22 protein-coding genes, 2 pseudogenes and 1 riboswitch are annotated in these 19,644 nt (G+C 35.0%); of the genes and pseudogenes, 19 read left to right on the plus strand and 5 right to left on the minus strand.

The features are described 5' to 3' along the window. Positions 1–38 precede the first annotated feature (38 nt). The 5 genes from AC0OM3_RS09190 (at position 39) to AC0OM3_RS09210 (ending at position 4,986) form a co-directional block, all read left to right on the plus strand. The gene (locus tag AC0OM3_RS09190) at positions 39–872 is read left to right on the plus strand and encodes a DUF4430 domain-containing protein (protein ID WP_474211517.1); all 834 of its coding nucleotides are present in this window, start codon (positions 39–41) and stop codon (positions 870–872) included. Between the two features lie 22 nt (positions 873–894). Beyond that, the gene (locus AC0OM3_RS09195; RefSeq protein ID WP_002164100.1) at positions 895–1,773 is read left to right on the plus strand and encodes an energy-coupling factor transporter transmembrane component T; all 879 of its coding nucleotides are present in this window, start codon (positions 895–897) and stop codon (positions 1,771–1,773) included. After that, entirely contained in the window at positions 1,746–3,407 is a 1,662-nt protein-coding gene (locus AC0OM3_RS09200; protein ID WP_033672705.1) for an ABC transporter ATP-binding protein, read from the plus strand. Before AC0OM3_RS09195 ends, AC0OM3_RS09200 begins: the two co-directional genes overlap by 28 nt. After that, positions 3,380–4,081: an ECF transporter S component gene (locus AC0OM3_RS09205; RefSeq protein ID WP_000044903.1), complete on the plus strand. Its 702-nt coding sequence runs from the start codon at positions 3,380–3,382 to the stop codon at positions 4,079–4,081. Before AC0OM3_RS09200 ends, AC0OM3_RS09205 begins: the two co-directional genes overlap by 28 nt. A gap of 182 nt (positions 4,082–4,263) precedes the next feature. Beyond that, positions 4,264–4,986 (plus strand): YwiC-like family protein, encoded by a 723-nt coding sequence (locus tag AC0OM3_RS09210; RefSeq protein WP_000779974.1) that lies wholly within the window; start codon positions 4,264–4,266, stop codon positions 4,984–4,986. Positions 4,987–5,016: 30 nt separating this feature from the next. Here AC0OM3_RS09210 and AC0OM3_RS09215 read toward each other — a convergent pair whose 3' ends face one another. After that, positions 5,017–5,208 carry a hypothetical protein gene (locus tag AC0OM3_RS09215; RefSeq protein ID WP_000554032.1) on the minus strand — a complete coding sequence of 64 codons (192 nt, stop codon included), beginning with the start codon at positions 5,206–5,208 and terminating at the stop codon, positions 5,017–5,019. Positions 5,209–5,339: 131 nt separating this feature from the next. Further along, a riboswitch (SAM riboswitch) is annotated at positions 5,340–5,438 on the plus strand. Positions 5,439–5,538: 100 nt separating this feature from the next. Between AC0OM3_RS09215 and AC0OM3_RS09220 the strand changes: the two genes are divergently transcribed. The 4 genes from AC0OM3_RS09220 (at position 5,539) to AC0OM3_RS09235 (ending at position 7,399) form a co-directional block, all read left to right on the plus strand. Next, complete coding sequence (locus AC0OM3_RS09220) at positions 5,539–5,796, plus strand: hypothetical protein (protein ID WP_000171476.1); 258 nt, start codon at positions 5,539–5,541, stop codon at positions 5,794–5,796. Between the two features lie 264 nt (positions 5,797–6,060). Further along, positions 6,061–6,450, plus strand: a complete 390-nt coding sequence (locus AC0OM3_RS09225; RefSeq protein ID WP_474211521.1) for an SWIM zinc finger family protein — start codon at positions 6,061–6,063, stop codon at positions 6,448–6,450. Positions 6,451–6,473: 23 nt separating this feature from the next. Then, complete coding sequence (locus AC0OM3_RS09230) at positions 6,474–7,049, plus strand: NAD(P)H-dependent oxidoreductase (protein ID WP_001101654.1); 576 nt, start codon at positions 6,474–6,476, stop codon at positions 7,047–7,049. Further along, a complete protein-coding gene (locus AC0OM3_RS09235) occupies positions 7,046–7,399 on the plus strand; it encodes a hypothetical protein (RefSeq protein WP_001006484.1) in 354 nt (117 codons plus the stop codon). The genes AC0OM3_RS09230 and AC0OM3_RS09235 overlap by 4 nt, the downstream gene beginning before the upstream one ends. A 40-nt stretch (positions 7,400–7,439) precedes the next feature. On the opposite strand, the pseudogene AC0OM3_RS09240 reads toward AC0OM3_RS09235, so the two are convergent. Further along, a pseudogene (locus AC0OM3_RS09240) lies at positions 7,440–7,566 on the minus strand (TIGR00366 family protein); the annotation flags it as partial. Positions 7,567–7,689: 123 nt separating this feature from the next. On the opposite strand from AC0OM3_RS09240, the gene AC0OM3_RS09245 reads away from it, so the two are divergent. Both AC0OM3_RS09245 and AC0OM3_RS09250 read left to right on the plus strand, forming a co-directional pair. Beyond that, the gene (locus tag AC0OM3_RS09245) at positions 7,690–9,057 is read left to right on the plus strand and encodes a short-chain fatty acid transporter (protein ID WP_000682890.1); all 1,368 of its coding nucleotides are present in this window, start codon (positions 7,690–7,692) and stop codon (positions 9,055–9,057) included. Between the two features lie 147 nt (positions 9,058–9,204). After that, a pseudogene (locus tag AC0OM3_RS09250) lies at positions 9,205–9,353 on the plus strand (IS4 family transposase); the annotation flags it as partial. 443 nt (positions 9,354–9,796) lie between these two features. Here AC0OM3_RS09250 and AC0OM3_RS09255 read toward each other — a convergent pair. The 3 genes from AC0OM3_RS09255 to AC0OM3_RS09265 form a co-directional block, all read right to left on the minus strand. Further along, positions 9,797–11,056 carry a serine hydrolase domain-containing protein gene (locus AC0OM3_RS09255; protein ID WP_000768745.1) on the minus strand — a complete coding sequence of 420 codons (1,260 nt, stop codon included), beginning with the start codon at positions 11,054–11,056 and terminating at the stop codon, positions 9,797–9,799. A 100-nt stretch (positions 11,057–11,156) separates the two neighbouring features. Next, entirely contained in the window at positions 11,157–12,356 is a 1,200-nt protein-coding gene (locus tag AC0OM3_RS09260; RefSeq protein WP_001190318.1) for an MFS transporter, read from the minus strand. Between the two features lie 15 nt (positions 12,357–12,371). Next, positions 12,372–12,788, minus strand: a complete 417-nt coding sequence (locus AC0OM3_RS09265) for a MarR family winged helix-turn-helix transcriptional regulator (RefSeq protein ID WP_000343675.1) — start codon at positions 12,786–12,788, stop codon at positions 12,372–12,374. A 189-nt stretch (positions 12,789–12,977) separates the two neighbouring features. Between AC0OM3_RS09265 and phaZ the strand changes: the two genes are divergently transcribed. The 8 genes from phaZ to AC0OM3_RS09305 all read left to right on the plus strand — a co-directional run bounded on the left by phaZ (position 12,978) and on the right by AC0OM3_RS09305 (position 19,632). Then, a complete protein-coding gene (gene phaZ, locus AC0OM3_RS09270) occupies positions 12,978–13,880 on the plus strand; it encodes an intracellular short-chain-length polyhydroxyalkanoate depolymerase (protein WP_000594871.1) in 903 nt (300 codons plus the stop codon). 61 nt (positions 13,881–13,941) lie between these two features. Beyond that, positions 13,942–14,169, plus strand: coding sequence for a hypothetical protein (locus AC0OM3_RS09275; protein ID WP_000549500.1), 228 nt, complete (start codon positions 13,942–13,944; stop codon positions 14,167–14,169). Between the two features lie 112 nt (positions 14,170–14,281). Next, a complete protein-coding gene (locus tag AC0OM3_RS09280; protein WP_000062798.1) occupies positions 14,282–15,478 on the plus strand; it encodes an MFS transporter in 1,197 nt (398 codons plus the stop codon). After that, positions 15,462–15,662 carry an NETI motif-containing protein gene (locus tag AC0OM3_RS09285; protein ID WP_000166303.1) on the plus strand — a complete coding sequence of 67 codons (201 nt, stop codon included), beginning with the start codon at positions 15,462–15,464 and terminating at the stop codon, positions 15,660–15,662. The genes AC0OM3_RS09280 and AC0OM3_RS09285 overlap by 17 nt, the downstream gene beginning before the upstream one ends. Before the next feature lie 598 nt (positions 15,663–16,260). Beyond that, a complete protein-coding gene (locus tag AC0OM3_RS09290; RefSeq protein WP_000887606.1) occupies positions 16,261–17,496 on the plus strand; it encodes a CapA family protein in 1,236 nt (411 codons plus the stop codon). Positions 17,497–17,544: 48 nt separating this feature from the next. Continuing rightward, entirely contained in the window at positions 17,545–18,276 is a 732-nt protein-coding gene (locus AC0OM3_RS09295) for a M15 family metallopeptidase (protein ID WP_000241985.1), read from the plus strand. Between the two features lie 601 nt (positions 18,277–18,877). Then, positions 18,878–19,300 carry a hypothetical protein gene (locus AC0OM3_RS09300; protein ID WP_000883461.1) on the plus strand — a complete coding sequence of 141 codons (423 nt, stop codon included), beginning with the start codon at positions 18,878–18,880 and terminating at the stop codon, positions 19,298–19,300. 26 nt (positions 19,301–19,326) lie between these two features. Further along, the gene (locus AC0OM3_RS09305; protein ID WP_000014535.1) at positions 19,327–19,632 is read left to right on the plus strand and encodes a WXG100 family type VII secretion target; all 306 of its coding nucleotides are present in this window, start codon (positions 19,327–19,329) and stop codon (positions 19,630–19,632) included. Positions 19,633–19,644: the final 12 nt, after the last annotated feature.

Genomic DNA, 19,644 nt, shown 5'->3' on the forward strand with positions numbered 1-19,644 from the left:
ATTTGCTCCTAATTTTCGTATGAAAGGTGAGAGATAGGATGAGTAAGGTGAAATGGTTCATTTCTTTACTGCTTTCGCTCGGGCTACTTGCCGGATGTGAAGAGGCAGCTGTAAAGCCTGAGAAGAAGGTAGAACCGAAGCAAGAAGAGGTAGCGAAACAAGAAGAACAAAAAGATGAAGCGAAGCCGGAAGAAAAAACAGAAGAAAAGCAAGCTGAATCAGAGCAAAAGCAGCAAGAAGAGCAGAAAGAGAAACAAGAACAAAAAGTAGAAGAGAAGCCGAAAGAGGAAAAGCCGCAGGCACAACCAGAGGTAAAGAAAGAAGAGAAACAACAGGAACAACCGAAAGAACAGCCGGCTGTAAATAAGCAACCAGAGCAGCAACCAGCACAAGAAGAGAAACAACAACCGAAAGCACCAGAAGTAAAAGAAGAAGCAAAGGTTGTGAATCAGACGAAAGAAACACCGAAGCAGGAGCAAAAAGTTGATCCGAATAAAGCGGAGAAAACGATACCGACTCCGGCAGTACCAAAACCTGAACCACCAAAACCAGATCCAGTACCGAAACCGCAAGCAAAACAAGTAACAATCTCGGTAAAAGGAAATAACGGATATATAATGGGTGCGAAAAAGATGGATGTACAAGAAGGCGATACAGTGTATAAAGTATTGCAACGTACAGGATTAGATGTTGATGCAAGCGGATCTAGAGATAGTATTTATGTAAAAGGTATTAATGATTTATATGAAAAAGATATTGCGGATACTAGTGGATGGAAATATCGTGTGAACGGTGCTTTTCCAAACCATAGTGCTGGTGTAGCTACGGTAAAACCAGGAGATACAATTGAGTGGGTATACGTATTACAATAAGAAAGGCATTCGGTAAAGGGCTATGAAAATAAGTTTTTCTTCTTTACATCCTTTTGTGAATTTTTTCTATTATATCGGGGTGATGATACTATGTATGATGTGTCTTCATCCTCTTTTTTTAATTGGAGCAATAGTATTAATTATTATGTTAAATGTGATGCAAGGAAATAGCGAAAAGATAAGAAAGATGCTACCGAGCACAATTGTTTTCTTCTTTGTGGTAATTTTATTTAATTCGTTATTAACGCATAGAGGTCGAACTACGTTATTTTGGTTAGGTGATAGCCGTATTAAGCTTGAGGCGATTATGTTTGGAATAGTAATGGGGTTATTACTAGTTGCAGTTATGTTTACGTTTGCGTCATACAATGATATTATTTCCAGTCATAAATTTTTATATTTGTTTTCAAGAATTTCACCGAAAGTTGCATTGTTAACGATGATTACAGTGAGATTTGTTCCTTTGTTTATAAGGCGATTAAAGAAAATCACACTCGTTCAAAAGACGAAAGGTGTGCAGGTAGATTCAGGTTCGATAATTGAACGCGTCAAAAATGGTATGCAATTGCTGCAAGTATTATTAATTTGTTCATTAGAAGATGCACTGCAAACGGCAGATTCTATGCAAGCTCGTGGATTTGGTGTAACGAAGCGTACGACGTATATTCGCTATAGAATGGAAAGGCGTGACTGGTATACGCTCAGTTATTTAATCATTTTATTTATAGCTGCTATTGTATGTAGTAATTACGGCGGAGGGAAATTGATTATTTATCCGAAAGTCGAATCGATTCTATTTCAGCAATACGACGGGATGATGTTTGTCGTATTTTCGATGTTTATTAGTTTACCAATCATAATGGAAGGGAGAGAATGGATATGGTGGCGCATGCAGAAATAAACAATTTATCATTTGTATATGCTGATGAAAATGAAAAAGCGTTACAGCATATTTCTCTTTCTGTTCAAAAAAGTGAGTTTATTGCACTTGCTGGAGGATCGGGATCTGGGAAGACGACGTTATTAAAACATTTTAAAAAGGAGTTACTTCCAATTGGTACGCGTTCTGGAGAGATATTTTATGAGGGTGTTTTAATAGAGGAAGTAGCTGATTTGTTATCTGCCCAAGAAATTGGGATGGTATTTCAAAACCCAGAAAACCAGATCGTTATGGATACAGTGATTCAAGAATTAGCATTTTCTTTAGAAAATATCGGATTACCATCACATATTATTCAAAAAAGAATAGCAGAGCTTATTAGCTTTTTAGGATTTCAAGATTTATTGCATCAATCTGTTCATACGTTATCTGGTGGGCAGAAGCAGCTTGTCAATTTAGCTGCGGTATTAGTTATGCAGCCGAAATTGCTATTATTAGATGAACCGACAGCGCAGTTAGATCCAATCGCTGCAAAAGAGTTTTTAGGATTATTAAAACGGATTAATGAAGAACTTGGAATTACGATTATTTTAAGTGAACATCGTTTAGATGAAGTTATCCCGCTTGCAACACGCGTTGTTTGTATGGATAATGGCCGTATTATGTATGATGGTAGTCCTAAAATTGTTATTACGGATATGTGGGGAGTAGAAACATTCCGTCCATTTATTCCGCAAATTCCAAGGCTATTTTTAGAGTGGAATGTGAGAGATATTCCGTTTACAGTGCGAGAGGCGCAAATGAAAATGAATGATTTTGCAGCGATATCATATGTAAATGACCTAATAGCACAAAGTGAAAAGCAAGAGGTAATTTTAAGCGCAGAGCATATTTCGTTCCAATATGAAAAAAATAGTCCGCTTATTTTACGTGATTTATCAGTTTCAATTGAAAAAGGAAAATGGGTAGCGCTCGTTGGGAAGAACGGTACAGGTAAGTCTACACTGTTAACGATTTTAGCAGGATTACAAAAAGCGAGAAGAGGAAAAGTAAAGTGGAACGGAAAAGTGATACATAAAATCGATTCGAAAGAACGGTTTAAAAGTATTGGGTATGTATCGCAGCATCCGTATTACCATTTTACATTTGATACAGTATGGGACGAGGTTTATGAACGTGCGCGTGAATTATATGGAGAACAAGGAAAAGAAATAGCAGAAGATACGCTAAAACAGTTTTGGTTGTACTCGCTTAAAGAACGCCATCCGCATGATTGTAGCGGAGGGGAGCAACAATTACTTGCGTTATGTACGACGTTATTATCAAAGCCAACGTTATTATTACTTGATGAACCGACAAAGGGATTGGATCCATGGAAGAAAGAAAGAGTAGGAGAACTATTTAGGAAGCTGCAAAAAGAAGGTACAACAATTGTAATGGCAACGCATGATATTGAGTTTGCAGCGAAATATGTGGATCAATGTATGATGTTATTTGATGGAACAGTCATTATGAATGATGCACCGAAAGAATTTTTTAGCGGCAACTTCTTTTATACAACATCTATTAACCGATTCATTCGAAAAGAATTGCCATATGCATTAACGTGGGAGGATGTGTACGAAGCTTGTCCAAACGATATGTTGCATTCATAATATGTATCTTTGCAGTAATTATCGGCACATTACTCTTTACGACACTTGTCATGGACGGTTATTACATGTTAAGTAGTTTGTTTATATTAGCGGTTATTATGTTACCTTTCTATATCCGTTTTGAAAGAAAGGTGTTTGTTTCACGTGAAATTGTTCTCGTTGCTGTATTAGCGGCAATTGCAGCAGTAAGCCGGGTGCCATTTTCTATTTTACCAAGTGTACAACCAACTTCTTTTGTCATTATCGTTTCTGCAATTGTATTTGGAAGTGAAACTGGTTTTATGATTGGTGCTACAGCAGCAATCGTATCCAATATTTTTTTAGGACAAGGTCCATGGACACCGTGGCAAATGTTTTCGTGGGGTATGATTGGTTTTATAGCAGGTCTACTTCGTAATACATTTTTTATGAAAAAGCTATGGGGAAGACTTCTTTACGGAGTAATTGTTGGCTTTTTATTTGGCTGGATTATGAATTTCTGGGGCCTTCTCGGTTTTATACGAGAAGCAACGTGGGAAACTGTCATTTCGTATTATATCGCAAGTTTTTACTTTGATTTGAGCCATGCGATTTCGAATGTTATTTTCTTACTACTATTTAGTACATCTTGGATTACGATTCTTACAAGATTTAAAAAGAAATACGGTATATTAGATGAGCATAACGTGACATAGAAAAGCATACTCATATAAGGTAGGGTCGCGACTTACATATTCGTTTGCCTCTTTCATGCTTCTTACATATTGTAAGGAGCATTTTTTTGTCAAAAAATTGATTTAATATGCATCCGTTATTATATAAAATTATTTGTATAATGGTAGGTGAGAACTTTTTTCAAAAGTGAGGTGTATAGTTAATGAAGTTAGTTATTCCGAAGCAACATGGTGCATGGGCCATGCTTGTTATTCCTTTTTTATTAAGTGTCATACTTGGGAAACCTACTATTTATCATATTCCATTGTTTTTAGCGTGGTTTTTTATCTATTTAGCCACGTATCCATTTCTTACGTACATAAAGCAAAGACGAAAAAAAGAGTTTTTACAAGCTGCCATTGTTTATTTCATTATTGCGTTCCTATTTGGGATGATTTCTTTATTATATGAGTGGCGAATTCTTTTATTCGTAATAGTAATGATTCCATTATTTATAGTGAATATGTATTACGCCCGTCAAAAAAATGAAAGAGCACTATTAAATGATATTTGTGCAATCATTGTGTTTTGTATCGGTGGGTTAATTAGTTATTACTTTTCAATGAAGCAAATCGATCATACAGCTTTATTCATTGCACTTATTTCATTTTTATACTTTTTAGGTAGTACGTTCTATGTGAAAACGATGATTCGTGAAAAAAATAACCCGAAGTATCGTCTTATATCTTGGGGATATCATATCTTATTAACGATAATTGTATTTGCGATTAATCCGTGGTGTTCTCTTATTTTTATACCAAGTGTCATTCGAGCAATTGTGTTGTATGGCAAAAAAATTTCTATTATAAAAGTAGGAATTTTAGAAATTGCTAATTCTGTATATTTTTTAATCATAACGGCAATAATTATGAAGTATGCCATTTGAAAAAACTTCCCATCAATTGATGGGAAGTTTTTAATCTTTTTCTAAAATGTGAACGGTGTACTCGCAACGTTGAATAGCTTGTTCAACAGCATAAAGTGATTGTTCAATACGAGCGCGATTAAAATCTTTTTCAACTGTTTCGAGCGCTTCTTCTAAACAATTTTTAGCTTCTTGTAATGATTGAAAAGAATCTTGTACATATCCGCGAGCATTTTGATGCATTTCATAATCCTCCTTGCATGTTCGTATATGGGTAGTATGAACAGTAAGGAAGAAAATATAATTTGTTATATTTATTATATTTGTTTGACAATTAAAGTGGAATTACGTATAGTAAGAATTAAGTGAATATTTTCTTATCCAGAGAGGTGGAGGGACTGGCCCGATGAAACCCAGCAACCGCGATGCAGGTGCTAATTCCAGCAGAACATATTTGTTCTGGGAGATAAGACGAAGATATATACGTAACTTCTTCTTATCGGAGAGGTTTTTTTATTGCAAAAAAACCGATTACGAAAATTTATATTAAGAAGAAAGGGGTTGCGCATTACTGTGACACTCGAAAAATACGTAAAACTGCGTAGTACAGTTTATGAATATATGATAGAGCAAGATAAGCCGATATCATTGTTAGATATTCAAGAACATATCGTTTCGCATCATGAAGGAAAATTCACGAAAAAGATGTTGCATCAATTTTATTTATCAAGATTATTAGACGAACTAAAACTGGATGGGAAAATTACATTAGCTGATGAATATCTCTATGCTGAAAAAGGGGTATTGTATAAGGCGAGAAAAGGGAGCTAAGCTCTCTTTTTTTTCTTAAAATAACGGAGTATGTAGAGTAAAAGACTGCTAAAGCAGCCTGATACAGGGAATGGTGTTGAGTGTGTAGTGTCAAAAATTGAATGTGCCTGAAAGAGGCAATTCATATCGGCTGCAAATGAAAAGAGACACCTTCGCCGAATAGGTGTCAGTCATTTTGTCATATAGACTTGCTATTTGACAGTTATTAGAATAACATGCAGGGGCTCTAGAAGTCAAAAGGGAATTAAAGGAAGAGGTGTTGTTATGTATGCTTATTTAATAAAAGAACTATATAGGCATATTCCGAAATATATTATTGATAGAGGATATGAATATTATGAAGATGGACATGTAGAAGATGTTGAAGTACATGCTAATAAAGTATTTGCTTTTGTGAATGGTAATGCAGGAAATTATGAAGTCGTTATCGACCTCAAAGATTTTTCAGAAAGTAACTGTGAGTGTCCCTATGAAAATTATTGTAAACGTATGGCGGCAGTTGTTTATGATATTCAAGGCACTGGTGAGAGTGCAGTTAAAGAGAAACTGAAAGATTTAGAAAAGGAAGAGTTACTTACTGTATTAAACCGTTTATTACAAAGTTCGAAAAACGTGCAAATTGTAGAGAAGTTGTTAAAGAAGGGGAAACTTTAACTTATAGAGGGAGTTGTTATGTAGTGAATGTACTAATTGTATACGCTCATCCTAATCCTTCAAGTTTTAACGCGGCGATTTTAAATCATGTGCAAAAAGGACTACAGGAAACAAATCATTCAGTTACCGTACTTGATTTATACAAAGAACAATTTGATCCAGTCCTCGTATTTCATGAAGAGAAGAAAAGACGTGATTTAGTAAATGAAGAAGAAACAGCTCGGTACAGAACGTTAGTAGAAGAAGCAGATACACTTTTATTCATCTATCCAATATGGTGGTGGGGGATGCCAGCAATTTTAAAAGGATTTATCGATCGTATTTTCGTAGCTGGATTTGCTTATAAATATGAAGGGGTTCTGCCGAAAGGATTATTGCAAGGGAAAAAAGCGTGGGTTATTAATACGTTAGACTCGCCTCTATGGTACGTCGCATTGTTATATCGATCAGCAGATTGGATTATGATGAAGAGAGGTGTTTTACGTTTTTGTGGCATTCGCGATATAAAACGGTCAGTGTTTCAATCTGTGAAAACGAGTAAAGTATCAAAGCGTGAAAAATGGTTATTACAAATAGAAGAAAAGGCTCGTACATTATGAATGAAGTCGACCGTATTATAAACTGTGTTCAGTATGATGGCGAACTTTTTCGGAAGTATGTTACGCGTTTACTTCAATTGAAAAAATGCAGCGATACATTTCAACAAATTCAAATTGAGTTAAGAAATGACTACTTGATAAAAGGAATTTGTGAAAGAGAAGTTGATGAGGTAGTACGGGGAAGTAAAGAATATGAAATGCATTTTCTTCCTAAAGTATTACAGTGGAATTTTTTGAGGGAAAATCCATATCTAATTGAAAAAGTGTGTGAAGATTTTTTTGCGTTTGAGGCATTACATCTTAAGGACGTAGAGTGGAATACAGTTATAAATTGCATGGGAAATAAATGATTTATTATGTAAAAAAACTAGTATAAAACTAGCTTTTCGTTTAAATAAATAAGAAGTATAGACTAAATGATAAAACCCGCATATAGTAAGTTCACAACACAAAATCCCATAATGTCACGAGCACCTAAACCAGCTATCGCTAATGCTGGTAATGCCCAGAAAGGTTGAAAGAAACGGTATTTGAATATTGATCTAGTTGATTAATATGCAGCAAGTGCAAAAGGATTTTATTTTCTTTTGTGGAATGTTATTTATATTTACCTTATTAAAATTTAGAAAGGAGAATATTTATGAAACATTCCTTAATGGAGACAAATTCAGAACCAGAAAAGAAAGAATCGTTGCTTACACGATGTGCAAATATATTTTCGAGATGGTCTCAGAAATATGTCCCGGATGCCTTTGTTATTGCAGTGCTGCTCACTTTATTTACTTTCATTATAGCTTTGTTGATGAATCCCTCAAATCCGTACAAAATCGTAAAATCTTGGGGGGATGGGTTTTGGACTTATTTAACGTTTACAATGCAAATGGTATTGCTAATGGTTACAGGGATGACGTTAGCTTCTGTCCCGTTTATTAATAGAGCCTTGCAGTCTGTTGCAAAGTTAGCCGATACACCTCAAAAGGCCTATACGATGACATTTTTGATCAGTGCAATTGCATACTATATCAATTGGGGTCTAGCCGTAGTTGTGGGAGCTATCATTGCAAAGGAAGTAGCAAAAAAGAATGCGAATGCACATTTTCCATTACTTGTAGCAGCTGCTTATGCTCCGACAGCCTTATATAGCGCAGGTCTCTCCAGTTCTATTGGCCTGACAATTGCCACAAAGGATCATTTTCTTGTAGATATGATTGGAATTATTCCTACCTCACAAACAATCTTTAGTTACTCTACTTTAATTATTTTTTTCACTCTATTCATCACGATGCCAATTATTATTGTACTTATGGCTCCCAAAAGTGGGATTATCAGCTATAAAGCAATCGAAACTGATACAAATTCTTTTGTAAAACCTCCTCAAAAAAGTTTAACTCCTGCGGAAAAACTGGAATGGACACCAGTTTTAGGAATAATATTAGGCGCAATCGGCACGTTGTATTGTGTTTATGAATTCATGAACGGTCATAGTTTAGATTTAAATATCATTAATTTGTTTTTCTTGTCACTTGGTTTGCTCCTACATGGTTCTCTTGGTAACTTTGCACAAGGATTCAAAGAATCTGCGCAATCCATTTCTCCAATTATCTTACAGTTTCCATTTTATGCAGGGATTATTGCTGTTTTAGGTAGTTCAGGTTTGGGAAGCTCAATCATTGAATGGATGGCATCCATTGCGTCAAAGGATACATTTGATATATTTACATATTGGTCAGCCGGGTTGGTAAACTTATTGGCGCCATCTGGCGGGGGGCAATGGGCTTTACAAGGACCACTGCAGGTCCCGGCAGGATTGAAGTTAGGTGTAGATCCGGCTACTATCGCTATGGCGGTAGGTTGGGGGGACGCATGGACAAATTTGATTCAGCCGTTCTGGGCATTACCTCTTTTAGGTGTGCTGGGATTGAAAATTAAAGACATTATGGGTTATTGTTTCATTCTTTGCATTTGGGTTGGCATAGTTACAAGTTTATTGATGTTATTTGTATATTAGCTTTAATAGGAATGCCAATACTATCAAGTAATACTATTAAAATGAAAAAACCTATTCTTTCTATAAATATATAGGAAAGGATAGCGTTTTTTTATGTCTATTCTTGTATCTGATGAATTACAATTATTTGCTTAAGAATTTTAAAGATTGTTATCTCCAAATATCTTACGAGAGATTACTAGGGATGTTGGTTTTGTGCAACAAACAGATAGGTACCAAGCAAGTATTTAGTTACTTTATATGCTTGGATGAGTCAAAATACCACTAAAACTTCTTTCACATGTATGGAATGTACGGTTTTTTTATCCACAAGCTGTTCTTTATCAAGCTCAGCATGATGATCACCATTAACATTATGGTTGAAAGTATACAATATGGTATGGCAGAACCGAGAGTGTTGGAAGTACTACGAGAACTGTTGGACATTATTAATAAGCGACAATAAAAATTTTTTCCTGAACGCAAGAGGAGTTTTTTATTGGGAATAGTAAGGATGAGGGGAGGTGCATTACATATGGGAAAAGGTAGAAGTAATAATGCAGGTAAAAAGCAACCAAATTTCGATGATTCATCTAATTTCGCTAAACAAAGCCAACCGACAGAAAAGAAGAAGAAATAAAAAAAAAGGATCTCTCTATATCAAGAGAGATCCTTTTTTACTATATTGACGTTTTAGCACAACAGATCGAGTGTTCAATTGAATAGTCATAACTGTGCAAGGTTTAAACTCCTGCTTCCACTACTGTGGAAGCTTTTCTAAATGATGTGCAATATCAATATACATATTTGAATAAACCGAATGTATTTCATTACTTGGCGTTGCGTTAGAAGAGAAATGAACGATTACCATATTTGCTTTCGGATCGATGTAAAGTGTTTGTCCGTAACTACCTAACACTTCGAAAGCGCCTTGTTCATTGTGGGGAATCCACCATTGATTATGATAAGAAATAGAAGCGCCACTACTAATTTCAAGTTCACCTTCTTGTACATTTTTTACACTTTCTGTAATAGAAGAAGGGAGAATTTGTTTTCCGTTATATTCCCCGTTGTTTAATAGTAATTGCCCAAATCTCGCCATATCTCTAGCAGTTGCATTTAATCCAGCACTAGCTTGTTCTACTTTTGTTTCATCTGTAACGTAATACGCGTTTTCTTCCATACCAATTTGAGACCAAATTCGTTCACTTACATTTTCAGCTAGTGATTTACCAGTAATAGTTCTAATAATCCAAGCGAGCGTTTCTGTTGATCCGTTATTGTAAGAAAAGGAAGAACCAGGCGGTGCAGTTTCTTCGGCTTCTCGTAACATATCATAAATTTTCATCGGACCGTCGTAATTTTTACCGCGGGGTAAAATATTGCTAGCTAAATATAATTGTGCATCTTGATTTTCTAGCCCAGGTTGCTCATATCCATGAGTAGGGTATTCAGCTGAAACTTGCATGTCCATTAATTGCTGAAGTGTGGCATTACCGAACGGTGTGTTTTTTAATTCTTTTATGTAAGTGTCAGCTGTTTTTTCTAAGTCAATACGTTTTTCTTCAGCGAGAGATTGTATAATTGCCCCGGTAAAGACTTTTGCTAATGATGCCATACCATGAGGTTCATTCTGTTTGTACTCATTGAAATATCGTTCATAAACAAGTTGTCCATTATGTACAACGACAAAAGCATCTGTTTTGTTATCGTCTAAAAGTTTTTTTAGAGGAGTTGTATTTCCGAATCTACGCTCCACAGCAAAATCGTCTAAGTTTTGCAATGCGGAAGGGAAGTGAGCAATTTGGTCAGGGTTGTTTTTTACGTTATTAACTAAAGTGAATTCTTTCATATGTGTATACGACCAACGTAAGTAAGGGTCATTTAACCAGTTTTCTTTTGTCACATTATGTTTTGATGGGGTCGTTTTATTTTGTTTGAAGTAAGTAAACCCAAGCCCTGTAATTACAAATATGAATGTTAGTATAAGTAAGAGTAGGGGAGATTTTTTTAGTTTCATATATGGCCCTCCTTTTTATTTCTACTATAAGTATACGCTCGTCTTGAAAGAAATACAAAATAAGGAAAGTAAACGGGGAAGTTTACTTTCCTTATTAACGTTAAGCGGAAATTTTTCCGTCTGTAGGTTGTTTCTTGAATTTTTGTTTTCGTCCGTGTAATCCATAATATAAAAGTAAAGTGAACGCAACGATAATAGCTGCGATAAAATACATATTATGATAACTGGATTTCGCTGCGACAATACCTAAAATGAAAGAACCAAAACCAATACCACTATCAAAGAATGAGAAATACGTAGCTGTCGCAGAACCACGTCTATGGTTTGGAGCGGCAGAAATCGCAATCGTTTGGAAACTCGGAATTAATGTTCCATAACCTAAACCGATTAGCATACCTGCGCCAAGGAACCAAAATGAAGTTTGTGCTTGGCTTAATATGAACATTCCGATTGTGAAAATAATGATTGCAGGGTAAACGAGTACATTTTCACCGAAGCGATCAAAAATCTTTCCTGTAAATGGACGAGAAATGACAACAACAAGTGCGTATAAAATAAAGAAGTAACTTGCAATTTCACTTAAACCGAGTTCTTTCGCATAAATAGGAATAAAGGATAAAATACCACTATAAGAAAAGGCTAAAACAAATCCTGTAAGTGCAATTGGAATAGAAGATGGTTCGATTAAGTCTTTCCATTTCATTTTTTCACGTTTTTGTTTGCTAACAGGTGCTTCGTGAGGAATATCGACAAGTAGCCCTAATAAAAATGCAAGTAATGAAAATACGGAACAAACGATAAATAACACAGTAAACGAAAAATGAGAAATAATTGTTAAACCTAAAAAAGGACCAATTACCATCGGTAGACTCATAAATACGCCGAAATATGCAAGTGCTTCGCCTCGTCGATGAGCTGGCGCAACATCAGTTACGATCGTACCAGTAGCTGTCGTTGCCATCCCGAACCCAATACCGTGTAAGAAGCGAAGGGCAAGTAATAAGAATAAACTTTGCGCACCGAAATACATAACAGTAGCGGCTAAAAATAATGAAAGTGAAATAAATAATATTTTCTTTCTTCCTAAATCATCGAGCCATTTTCCTGTGAATGGTCTACATAAAACAGAAGAAATAAGAAACACAGTTGCAACTAAACCAATTTCCTCAGGTTTTCCTTTTAGGCCGTCTATTACATAGACAGGCAGAGTAGTCATAAGCATGTAAAACGTTAAGAAGAGAAATAGACTACTAAAACAAGTTCCGAGGAAATCCTTCGTCCAAAGTTTCTCACTTTGCATCGTCATCCCTCCAATTTAATCTAAATTTTTAATAATTTGTTGTAACACTTGAAATGCTTGATGTAAATCATCTTCGTTAATACCTTCTAGCGTTTTTTCTTCGAAAGTATCAACTTCTTCTTGCCATATTGGAATCATCTTTATCGCTGTTTCGGATAAAGAAATGAGCTTCTCACGGCGATCTTTACCTTCTGTACGAATAATCCATCCCATCGTTTCCATACGTGTTAACGTACGAGTCATCGTTGGTGATTCAACATTTAAATACTGGCACAATTCTGTTTGCGTACAAGAACCAGTTTGATTAATGCGGAAAATAACAGCCCATTGCGCACTAAATAACCCTGTTGGAGATACACGTTCATTAAATTTCTTCGTAAACTTTCGAGAAGTCTGGCTGACGATGTGAAAAAAATGTTGTTTTTCGTCCATGTATTTTGATCCTTTCAAATTAGTTACCTAGCTAACTATATACTTTTTTATAATAATTGTCTAGTAATAGACATGTTGATTTATGTAAAAAATTCTTATAGGTTTTATGTTGCGAACGTACATTCTACGTGCTATTCTTTAATTAAGTAAAGAATTTTCTTTCTATTAAATAGAATGGGGGAACTTGTGATGATTAAGCCTGCAACAATGGAGTTTGTTTCACTATCGAACGGAGAAACGATTGCATATCAGGAAGTTGGAAGGCGAAATACAGATATTCTTTTACTCATTCACGGGAACATGACATCGTCACAACATTGGGATTTAGTTATTGAAAAGTTGCAAGATCAATACCATATTTACGCTCTTGATTTAAGAGGGTTTGGACAATCAACGTATAATCAGTCCATAGATTCATTACAAGACTTTGTAGAAGATATAAAATTATTTATCGACGAGTTAAAGCTAGAGAAATTCTCATTAATGGGCTGGTCAATGGGCGGTGGCGTTGCGATGCAATTTACAGCGAACCACCCAACTTTTGTAGAAAAGTTAATTTTAGTAGAATCAGTAGGAATGAAAGGATACCCAATCTTTAAAAAAGATACGAATGGGCAGCCGATTGTATCAAGTTTAGTAAAGACGAAAGAAGAAATTGCGCAAGATCCAGTACAAATCGCTCCAGTATTAGACGCGATAAAAAATATGAACAAACTATATTACCGTACAGTATGGAATCTATTAATATATACACATAATCAACCTGAACCGGACCGTTATGAAAAGTATTTAGATGATATGTTAACGCAACGTAATTTCGTAGATGTGAATTATGCGCTCATTACATTTAATATTTCAGATGAACATAACGGGGTTGTAGAGGGAAGTAAGCAAATTCATCGTATTAAAGCGCCAACACTCGTCATACAAGGTGATAGAGATTATGTCGTACCGCAAGTAGTCGGTGAGGAATTAGCGAAACATTTGCCAAATGCAGAGTTGAATGTATTAGAAGATTGCGGACACTCGCCGTTTATTGATTGTTTAGATGTATTTATAAAACATGTAGAGGATTGGTTAGAACAGAAATAATCCCCGAAATGAGAAGTGTTGCATATACTATAACATTTGTATGTATAAGGGGAGATTATCAATGCATAAACCATCCTTAATCGCTTATTCGCCATATAATCATCATATCTATACAAAAATAATGATAGATCCGATGTATATGCAAGTTTCACCAGCTGTAGTTCCTTTACAGATGCAGCAGCCACTAACAGCTCATATGCAACATTACTTATATGGACCTTCATTTTATGAAAATCCATATTTTAAACACTTTCATTACAATGTGAAAGCGCAAGTTTGGGAAGGATAGGAAGCTAAAAGGTTCATTCTTTTAGCTTCTTTTTTATTATGAATATTCGTACACGCATTTGCAAAAACAGTTTATAATGAAAAGTGGAAGCGTGAGAAGGAGAGGGAAAGGGATGTCAATGCGTTTTACTTTTTGGATTATGGTTGGGATTGTAGCAATCTCGGGTTTATCACAAGGAATGCTCTTACCTGCCATTGCAATGATTTTTGAACAAGAAGGGGTTAGTTCAAGTATTAATGGTATTCATGCGACGGCATTGTACATTGGGATATTAGTCATTTCGCCGTTTCTTGAAAAACCGATGCAAAGGTTTGGAATGAAGCCGATTATTGTTATAGGTGGGTTTCTCGTTATTATTTCATTATTCTTTTTTACACAAACATTTTCGTTTTGGGTATGGTTTATCCTTAGATTTCTAGTTGGAGTCGGAGATCATATGCTTCATGTCGGAACACAAACATGGATCACGACAACATCAGACCCAAGTAAAATAGGGAGACAAGTATCGATATATGGTGTATTCTTCGGAATTGGTTTTGCCGTTGGTCCGTATTTAGCAAGCACTGTGCAGTACGGTCTTGCAACACCATTTATTATATCTACTATACTTTGTCTAATAGGTTGGCTTTTACTACTTCCAACAAAAAATGCATTCCCAGCGCAAGATGAAAGAGAAGTGAAGAGTGAATCATCATTTTCTCGTTATAAACAAGTTGTTGGATTAGGATGGATTGCATTGCTAGGTCCACTTGCATATGGCGTACTTGAAGCGATGTTAAACAGTAACTTACCAGTATACGCACTTCGTAAAGGGTGGTCTGTTTCAGATGTATCCTTCTTATTACCAGCATTTGCAGTTGGGGGTATTATTACACAAATTCCGCTCGGTATATTAAGTGACAAATACGGAAGGGACCGTATATTAACGTGGACGTTTAGCATAAGTACGGGCATTTTTCTACTTGCCGCCGTATTTGATCAATATTACTGGATCGTCTTTGCCTGCATGCTTTTAGCGGGTATGGTTATTGGATCGTGCTTCTCTTTAGGGCTTGGATTTATGACTGATTTATTACCGAGACACTTACTACCAGCAGGTAATATATTATCCGGAATCGCTTTTAGTTTAGGAAGTATTATGGGACCTGTATTAGGCGGCGTATTTATAGAAAAAATACAGTATACAAGCTTTTTTATTGCGGTTATGATTATAATGGGAATTCTCGCAATGTTATATATGGTCTACATGAAAAATCAATTCGCATCAAGAAAAATAGAAAGTAGGTTAGGGCATGACAAAACAACCTAATAAAAAGAAATTTGAAGTACTTGAAAATGAAACAATTACAGACTGCTTAGCACGTATGGAACAAGAAGGCTACGCTCCGTCTCGTCGTATGGAAGAGCCAATCTTTCATGAAGTAAAGAAAGACGGCAAAACAGTAGTTGAGCCGTGCGGTAGGAAGATTGTTTTTGAAGGGAAATTGAAGTAATCCAATAACAAATTCTCTTTATAGTATAGAGCCATCCAATAGTTGGGTGGCTTGTTTTTTTATTAATCAATGAAGGAATTGAATAGAATGAATCTCTCGTTCATTTCTCCTAATTGGCTTCTTTATATGGGGCAAAAGATTGCTACTTTTTTCGTATATTGGTAAAATAAGTTCTTGGGTCTTACTTATTGTTATCGGTATAATGTTTGTCGCTTGAATGAAAGAAATTAGTTACAAAAATTTCGCACTATGTAAAGGGGTACAGCAACGATCCCTTTTTTGGAGGCACCTTAAACATAAAGCGAGAGAAGAGGCTATATGAACGATTCTCCTATCTTGTTTAAATATTAAACGAGTTATTGCAATTGGAATAGGTATATCAAACTAGTCGACATCCTGATGGATTATGTTTTTCTAGTAATCTATTACTTCTGATGGAATCGATAGATTGCTAGAAAGCGGAAAACAATTATTAGTATATTCCGAAGCAGGTGTAACAGAGTGTCCTTCCATAATTAAGGGTAAAACCAAAATACGTTTTTTTAAAGAATGATTTGTTAGAACTAGTTATAAGGAATAAAACAGAAAAGAGGATCACATGTTAGATACTTTACAGAGAAGTAAAAAGTTTTTTTTAGTATGTCTTATTTTTTTAGTGCTTTTAACCGCTTGTGGTAATACTGATGTTAAGACATCTAAAGCTTCATTACCACCGGCTGAATCCAATATAGATACATCATTAAAAGCACCAAATTGGGTAGAGAAAAGTCCTATCCAACAGTCTCCTAATTTTACGGAAGATAAAAAAGTACAATCGGTTGTGAATTTAATAGCTACGGGTGATAATTTATATCATGACGCAGTAATTAAAGATGGCAAACAAAAAGACGGTTCATATGATTATAATTATATTTATGAAAATATCAAAAAAGCTGTTAAATCAAGTGATCTTGCTATAGTGAACCAGGAGACTCCGATTGCCGGAAATAATTTAAAAGTACAGGGATATCCGACTTTCAATACACCTGAAGAAGTAGGCCAATCTTTAGTGGACACTGGATTCAATATAGTGACGCAAGCGACAAATCACGCTATGGATATGGGTATTAAAGGTGTTGCGAATACAAGAGAATACTGGAAGAAATATCCAGATGTTATCCCGGTAGGTATTAATGAGAGTAAAAACGAGCGTAATGAAATAAAAACGATTACAAAAAATGGTATTCGTTTTGCGTTACTAAATTATACATATGGTACGAATGGAATTAAAATTCCAGCTGATAAGTCTTGGGCTTTAAATTTAATTGATAAAAAAGCGATACAAAATGATGTGGAAAAGGCAAAGAGTAGCTCTGATATGGTGATTGTTATGGTGCATTGGGGAGTAGAATATACCTCAACACCTTCAAAGCAACAAAAAGAAGTTGCTCAATATTTAACAGATTTAGGTGTAGATGTAGTAATTGGAAATCATCCACATGTAATTCAACCAATTGAGTGGAAACAAAATAAAGATGGACATGAAACGCTAATCTATTATTCTCTTGGAAATCTTATTTCTGCGCAAGAAAAATTAGAAACATTAGTTGGAGGATTATCTTATGTACAATTTGTTAAGTATGAAGATAAAACTTTTGGTATACGACAAGCGGCAATCGTACCGACAGTAACCGACTATGCCGATGGTAAGAAACAATTTAAAATTCAATTTTTAAAAGATTATTCGGATGAAAATTCTAAAAAACATGGAATTAAAAAATTTGTCGGCCCCGTTTCTTTGAAGGATTTCAAGGAGATTCCTAGAGACGTGTTGGGAAATTGGTATAAAGACTAATAAACAAAAAGGGAATGAGATACAATTAAAAAATTTATAATTTTAGCATTGGTATTAGCAATGGGATGGAGTCTTGCTGCTTGTAGTGGAAAGCAAACATCTCAGGCAACTACTAATAATAACGATAAAAATAAAAATGAAATACATGCGAAGAAAAAAGATGTTTTACCTATCTCTGATGTTAATGATTGGAGAATTATCCTTGTAAATAGAGAGCATATGTTATCAAAGGAACTAGGAATTGAATTAACAAGTATCACCCAAAATGCGAAGCCAAATATGAAAATAGATAGTAGAATTGCAACTTCCTATCAGGATATGGTAGCAGCTGCAAAAAAAGAGGGAATCAATCTTTATTTAAGATCAGGTTATCGAGCTATAAAATTACAACAAACTTATTATGATGCTTCAGTTAAAAGCTATAAATCTCAAGGCTTGTCGGATAAAGAGGCTAGTGCTAAGGCATTGGAATATCTTCAGTATCCTGGTGCAAGTGAACATCATACTGGATTAGCGTTAGACATTATTTCAGTTGAATGGCAGAATACTGTAGAAGATTTAAATGCAAAATTTGAAACTACCGATGCATTCAAATGGTTAGATAAGAATGCTGCAGAATATGGATTTATTCTCCGCTATCCAAAAGATAAAGAGAATATTACTGGCATTAAGTATGAGCCATGGCACTATCGTTATGTAGGGAAAGAAGTTGCTGTTTATCTAAAAGAAAAAGGGTTAACTTTAGAAGAATATAACGAAAAAATTAAGTCTGATAAGTAAAAATATGCTTTAATTTTATTAAATATTATGCACTGCTACAAGAAAAGGTGAATCTAAGGATTTGTTAACCTTCCGCCTAGTATTGTAAAAACTGAGTATGATAATTTGAGCACGTACGAACCAGTTATCGTGTAAAAAGATGTATGTATTAAGAAATTAAAGTTAAGGATCTGATATTCATATCAGATCCTTTTTCTATCGTTCTTTTAAGAGCGACTGAGCCAAAATATTGGAATGAATATAGAAATAAAACAGCCAAAGGAATAGTAAAACGAATCAGGGAGTCTACTCGTACGCTTCATTGGGATTATCCAGAAATAGTTGTTGATGAAAATAAGAAAGAACTGGTCTTACTCTCAAGCAAGGATTTAATATGAATGAATTGGATAAAAGGAAATAATAAATACATAGTCATATTGATTAAAGTTTCACTTTATTGAAGAAAAATGCGAAAGCCATTCATAAAATATGGAAATGTTAAAATCCCTTTGATAAAATAGCAATATGTAAAAAAAATATTTGTTAATTCTTAATGTAATGAATATTCATGTTTAAATATAAGGATTTAACTACATAGTTATTGTGCTAAAGGGGGAGAAAGATGTTAGATGAATTGTATAATGCTTTTTTAAATGCGTCTGGTTTTACAGAAAGTGCGAGGAAACGAGATCGGTATGATGATTTACATGATTATTTAAAAGATAAAGAAAGAGAGTTAAAGCAATTCATTCAAGAGGCTGAATCAGCGAAGAGAGAGTATGAGAGTAAAAGTAATGGCTTAGAAGCTAATAAAATTCCGGCAGTTGAATTTGAACAAAAACGTCATGAAAAGGATGAAGACTTACATACAGTATTATCCTATTTTAAAAGTGCATTAAGCGATATTGGATCTGCAAAAAGTACAGCTTATGCAAAGTATTTGGAATATAAAGCGAAAGCAGAATCGGAGAAAGCGTCAGCATACGCCGCAGCGACCAAGGCTTTTGAAGAAAAGAAAAAGGAAATTGAAAAACTTATCCATTAAGTATACAAAGAATGGAGGGAACGAACATGAGTGGTAAAGAGGTTGAAATTATAGGAAGTAACACTGCAAGTGCCATTTCTTACGCACAAAACATTGAAAATGGTATGAAGGATTCTTTAAATCAAGCGAAAGACTTAAAAGCATATGTCACAGGTGCGAAATGGAATGGAAAAACGAGAGATGCATTTTTAAGTTATCTTGATTTGATCATTCAATATAATTCAGAAATGGTAGAGGCATTTGAAGGACATACGAAAGCTTTGAAAGAGTTAGATAAAAGCATTCAAACGTACGGAGATAAATCGGAAGTAAGGGCGATAAAACAATTGTGATGGAGAAACGAG

Source organism: Bacillus sp. FAU20, from assembly GCF_056033865.1.

Bases quoted from the DNA above. Each gene is read 5' to 3' on its own strand.
- AC0OM3_RS09190 (WP_474211517.1), top strand. From the start codon at position 39: ATGAGTAAGGTGAAATGGTTCATTTCTTTACTGCTTTCGCTCGGGCTA.
- AC0OM3_RS09195 (WP_002164100.1), top strand. From the start codon at position 895: ATGAAAATAAGTTTTTCTTCTTTACATCCTTTTGTGAATTTTTTCTAT.
- AC0OM3_RS09200 (WP_033672705.1), top strand. From the start codon at position 1,746: ATGGATATGGTGGCGCATGCAGAAATAAACAATTTATCATTTGTATAT.
- AC0OM3_RS09210 (WP_000779974.1), top strand. From the start codon at position 4,264: ATGAAGTTAGTTATTCCGAAGCAACATGGTGCATGGGCCATGCTTGTT.
- AC0OM3_RS09215 (WP_000554032.1), bottom strand. From the start codon at position 5,208: ATGCATCAAAATGCTCGCGGATATGTACAAGATTCTTTTCAATCATTA.
- AC0OM3_RS09225 (WP_474211521.1), top strand. From the start codon at position 6,061: ATGTATGCTTATTTAATAAAAGAACTATATAGGCATATTCCGAAATAT.
- AC0OM3_RS09235 (WP_001006484.1), top strand. From the start codon at position 7,046: ATGAATGAAGTCGACCGTATTATAAACTGTGTTCAGTATGATGGCGAA.
- AC0OM3_RS09245 (WP_000682890.1), top strand. From the start codon at position 7,690: ATGAAACATTCCTTAATGGAGACAAATTCAGAACCAGAAAAGAAAGAA.
- AC0OM3_RS09255 (WP_000768745.1), bottom strand. From the start codon at position 11,056: ATGAAACTAAAAAAATCTCCCCTACTCTTACTTATACTAACATTCATA.
- AC0OM3_RS09260 (WP_001190318.1), bottom strand. From the start codon at position 12,356: ATGCAAAGTGAGAAACTTTGGACGAAGGATTTCCTCGGAACTTGTTTT.
- AC0OM3_RS09265 (WP_000343675.1), bottom strand. From the start codon at position 12,788: ATGGACGAAAAACAACATTTTTTTCACATCGTCAGCCAGACTTCTCGA.
- phaZ (WP_000594871.1), top strand. From the start codon at position 12,978: ATGATTAAGCCTGCAACAATGGAGTTTGTTTCACTATCGAACGGAGAA.
- AC0OM3_RS09275 (WP_000549500.1), top strand. From the start codon at position 13,942: ATGCATAAACCATCCTTAATCGCTTATTCGCCATATAATCATCATATC.
- AC0OM3_RS09280 (WP_000062798.1), top strand. From the start codon at position 14,282: ATGTCAATGCGTTTTACTTTTTGGATTATGGTTGGGATTGTAGCAATC.
- AC0OM3_RS09285 (WP_000166303.1), top strand. From the start codon at position 15,462: ATGACAAAACAACCTAATAAAAAGAAATTTGAAGTACTTGAAAATGAA.
- AC0OM3_RS09290 (WP_000887606.1), top strand. From the start codon at position 16,261: ATGTTAGATACTTTACAGAGAAGTAAAAAGTTTTTTTTAGTATGTCTT.
- AC0OM3_RS09300 (WP_000883461.1), top strand. From the start codon at position 18,878: ATGTTAGATGAATTGTATAATGCTTTTTTAAATGCGTCTGGTTTTACA.
- AC0OM3_RS09305 (WP_000014535.1), top strand. From the start codon at position 19,327: ATGAGTGGTAAAGAGGTTGAAATTATAGGAAGTAACACTGCAAGTGCC.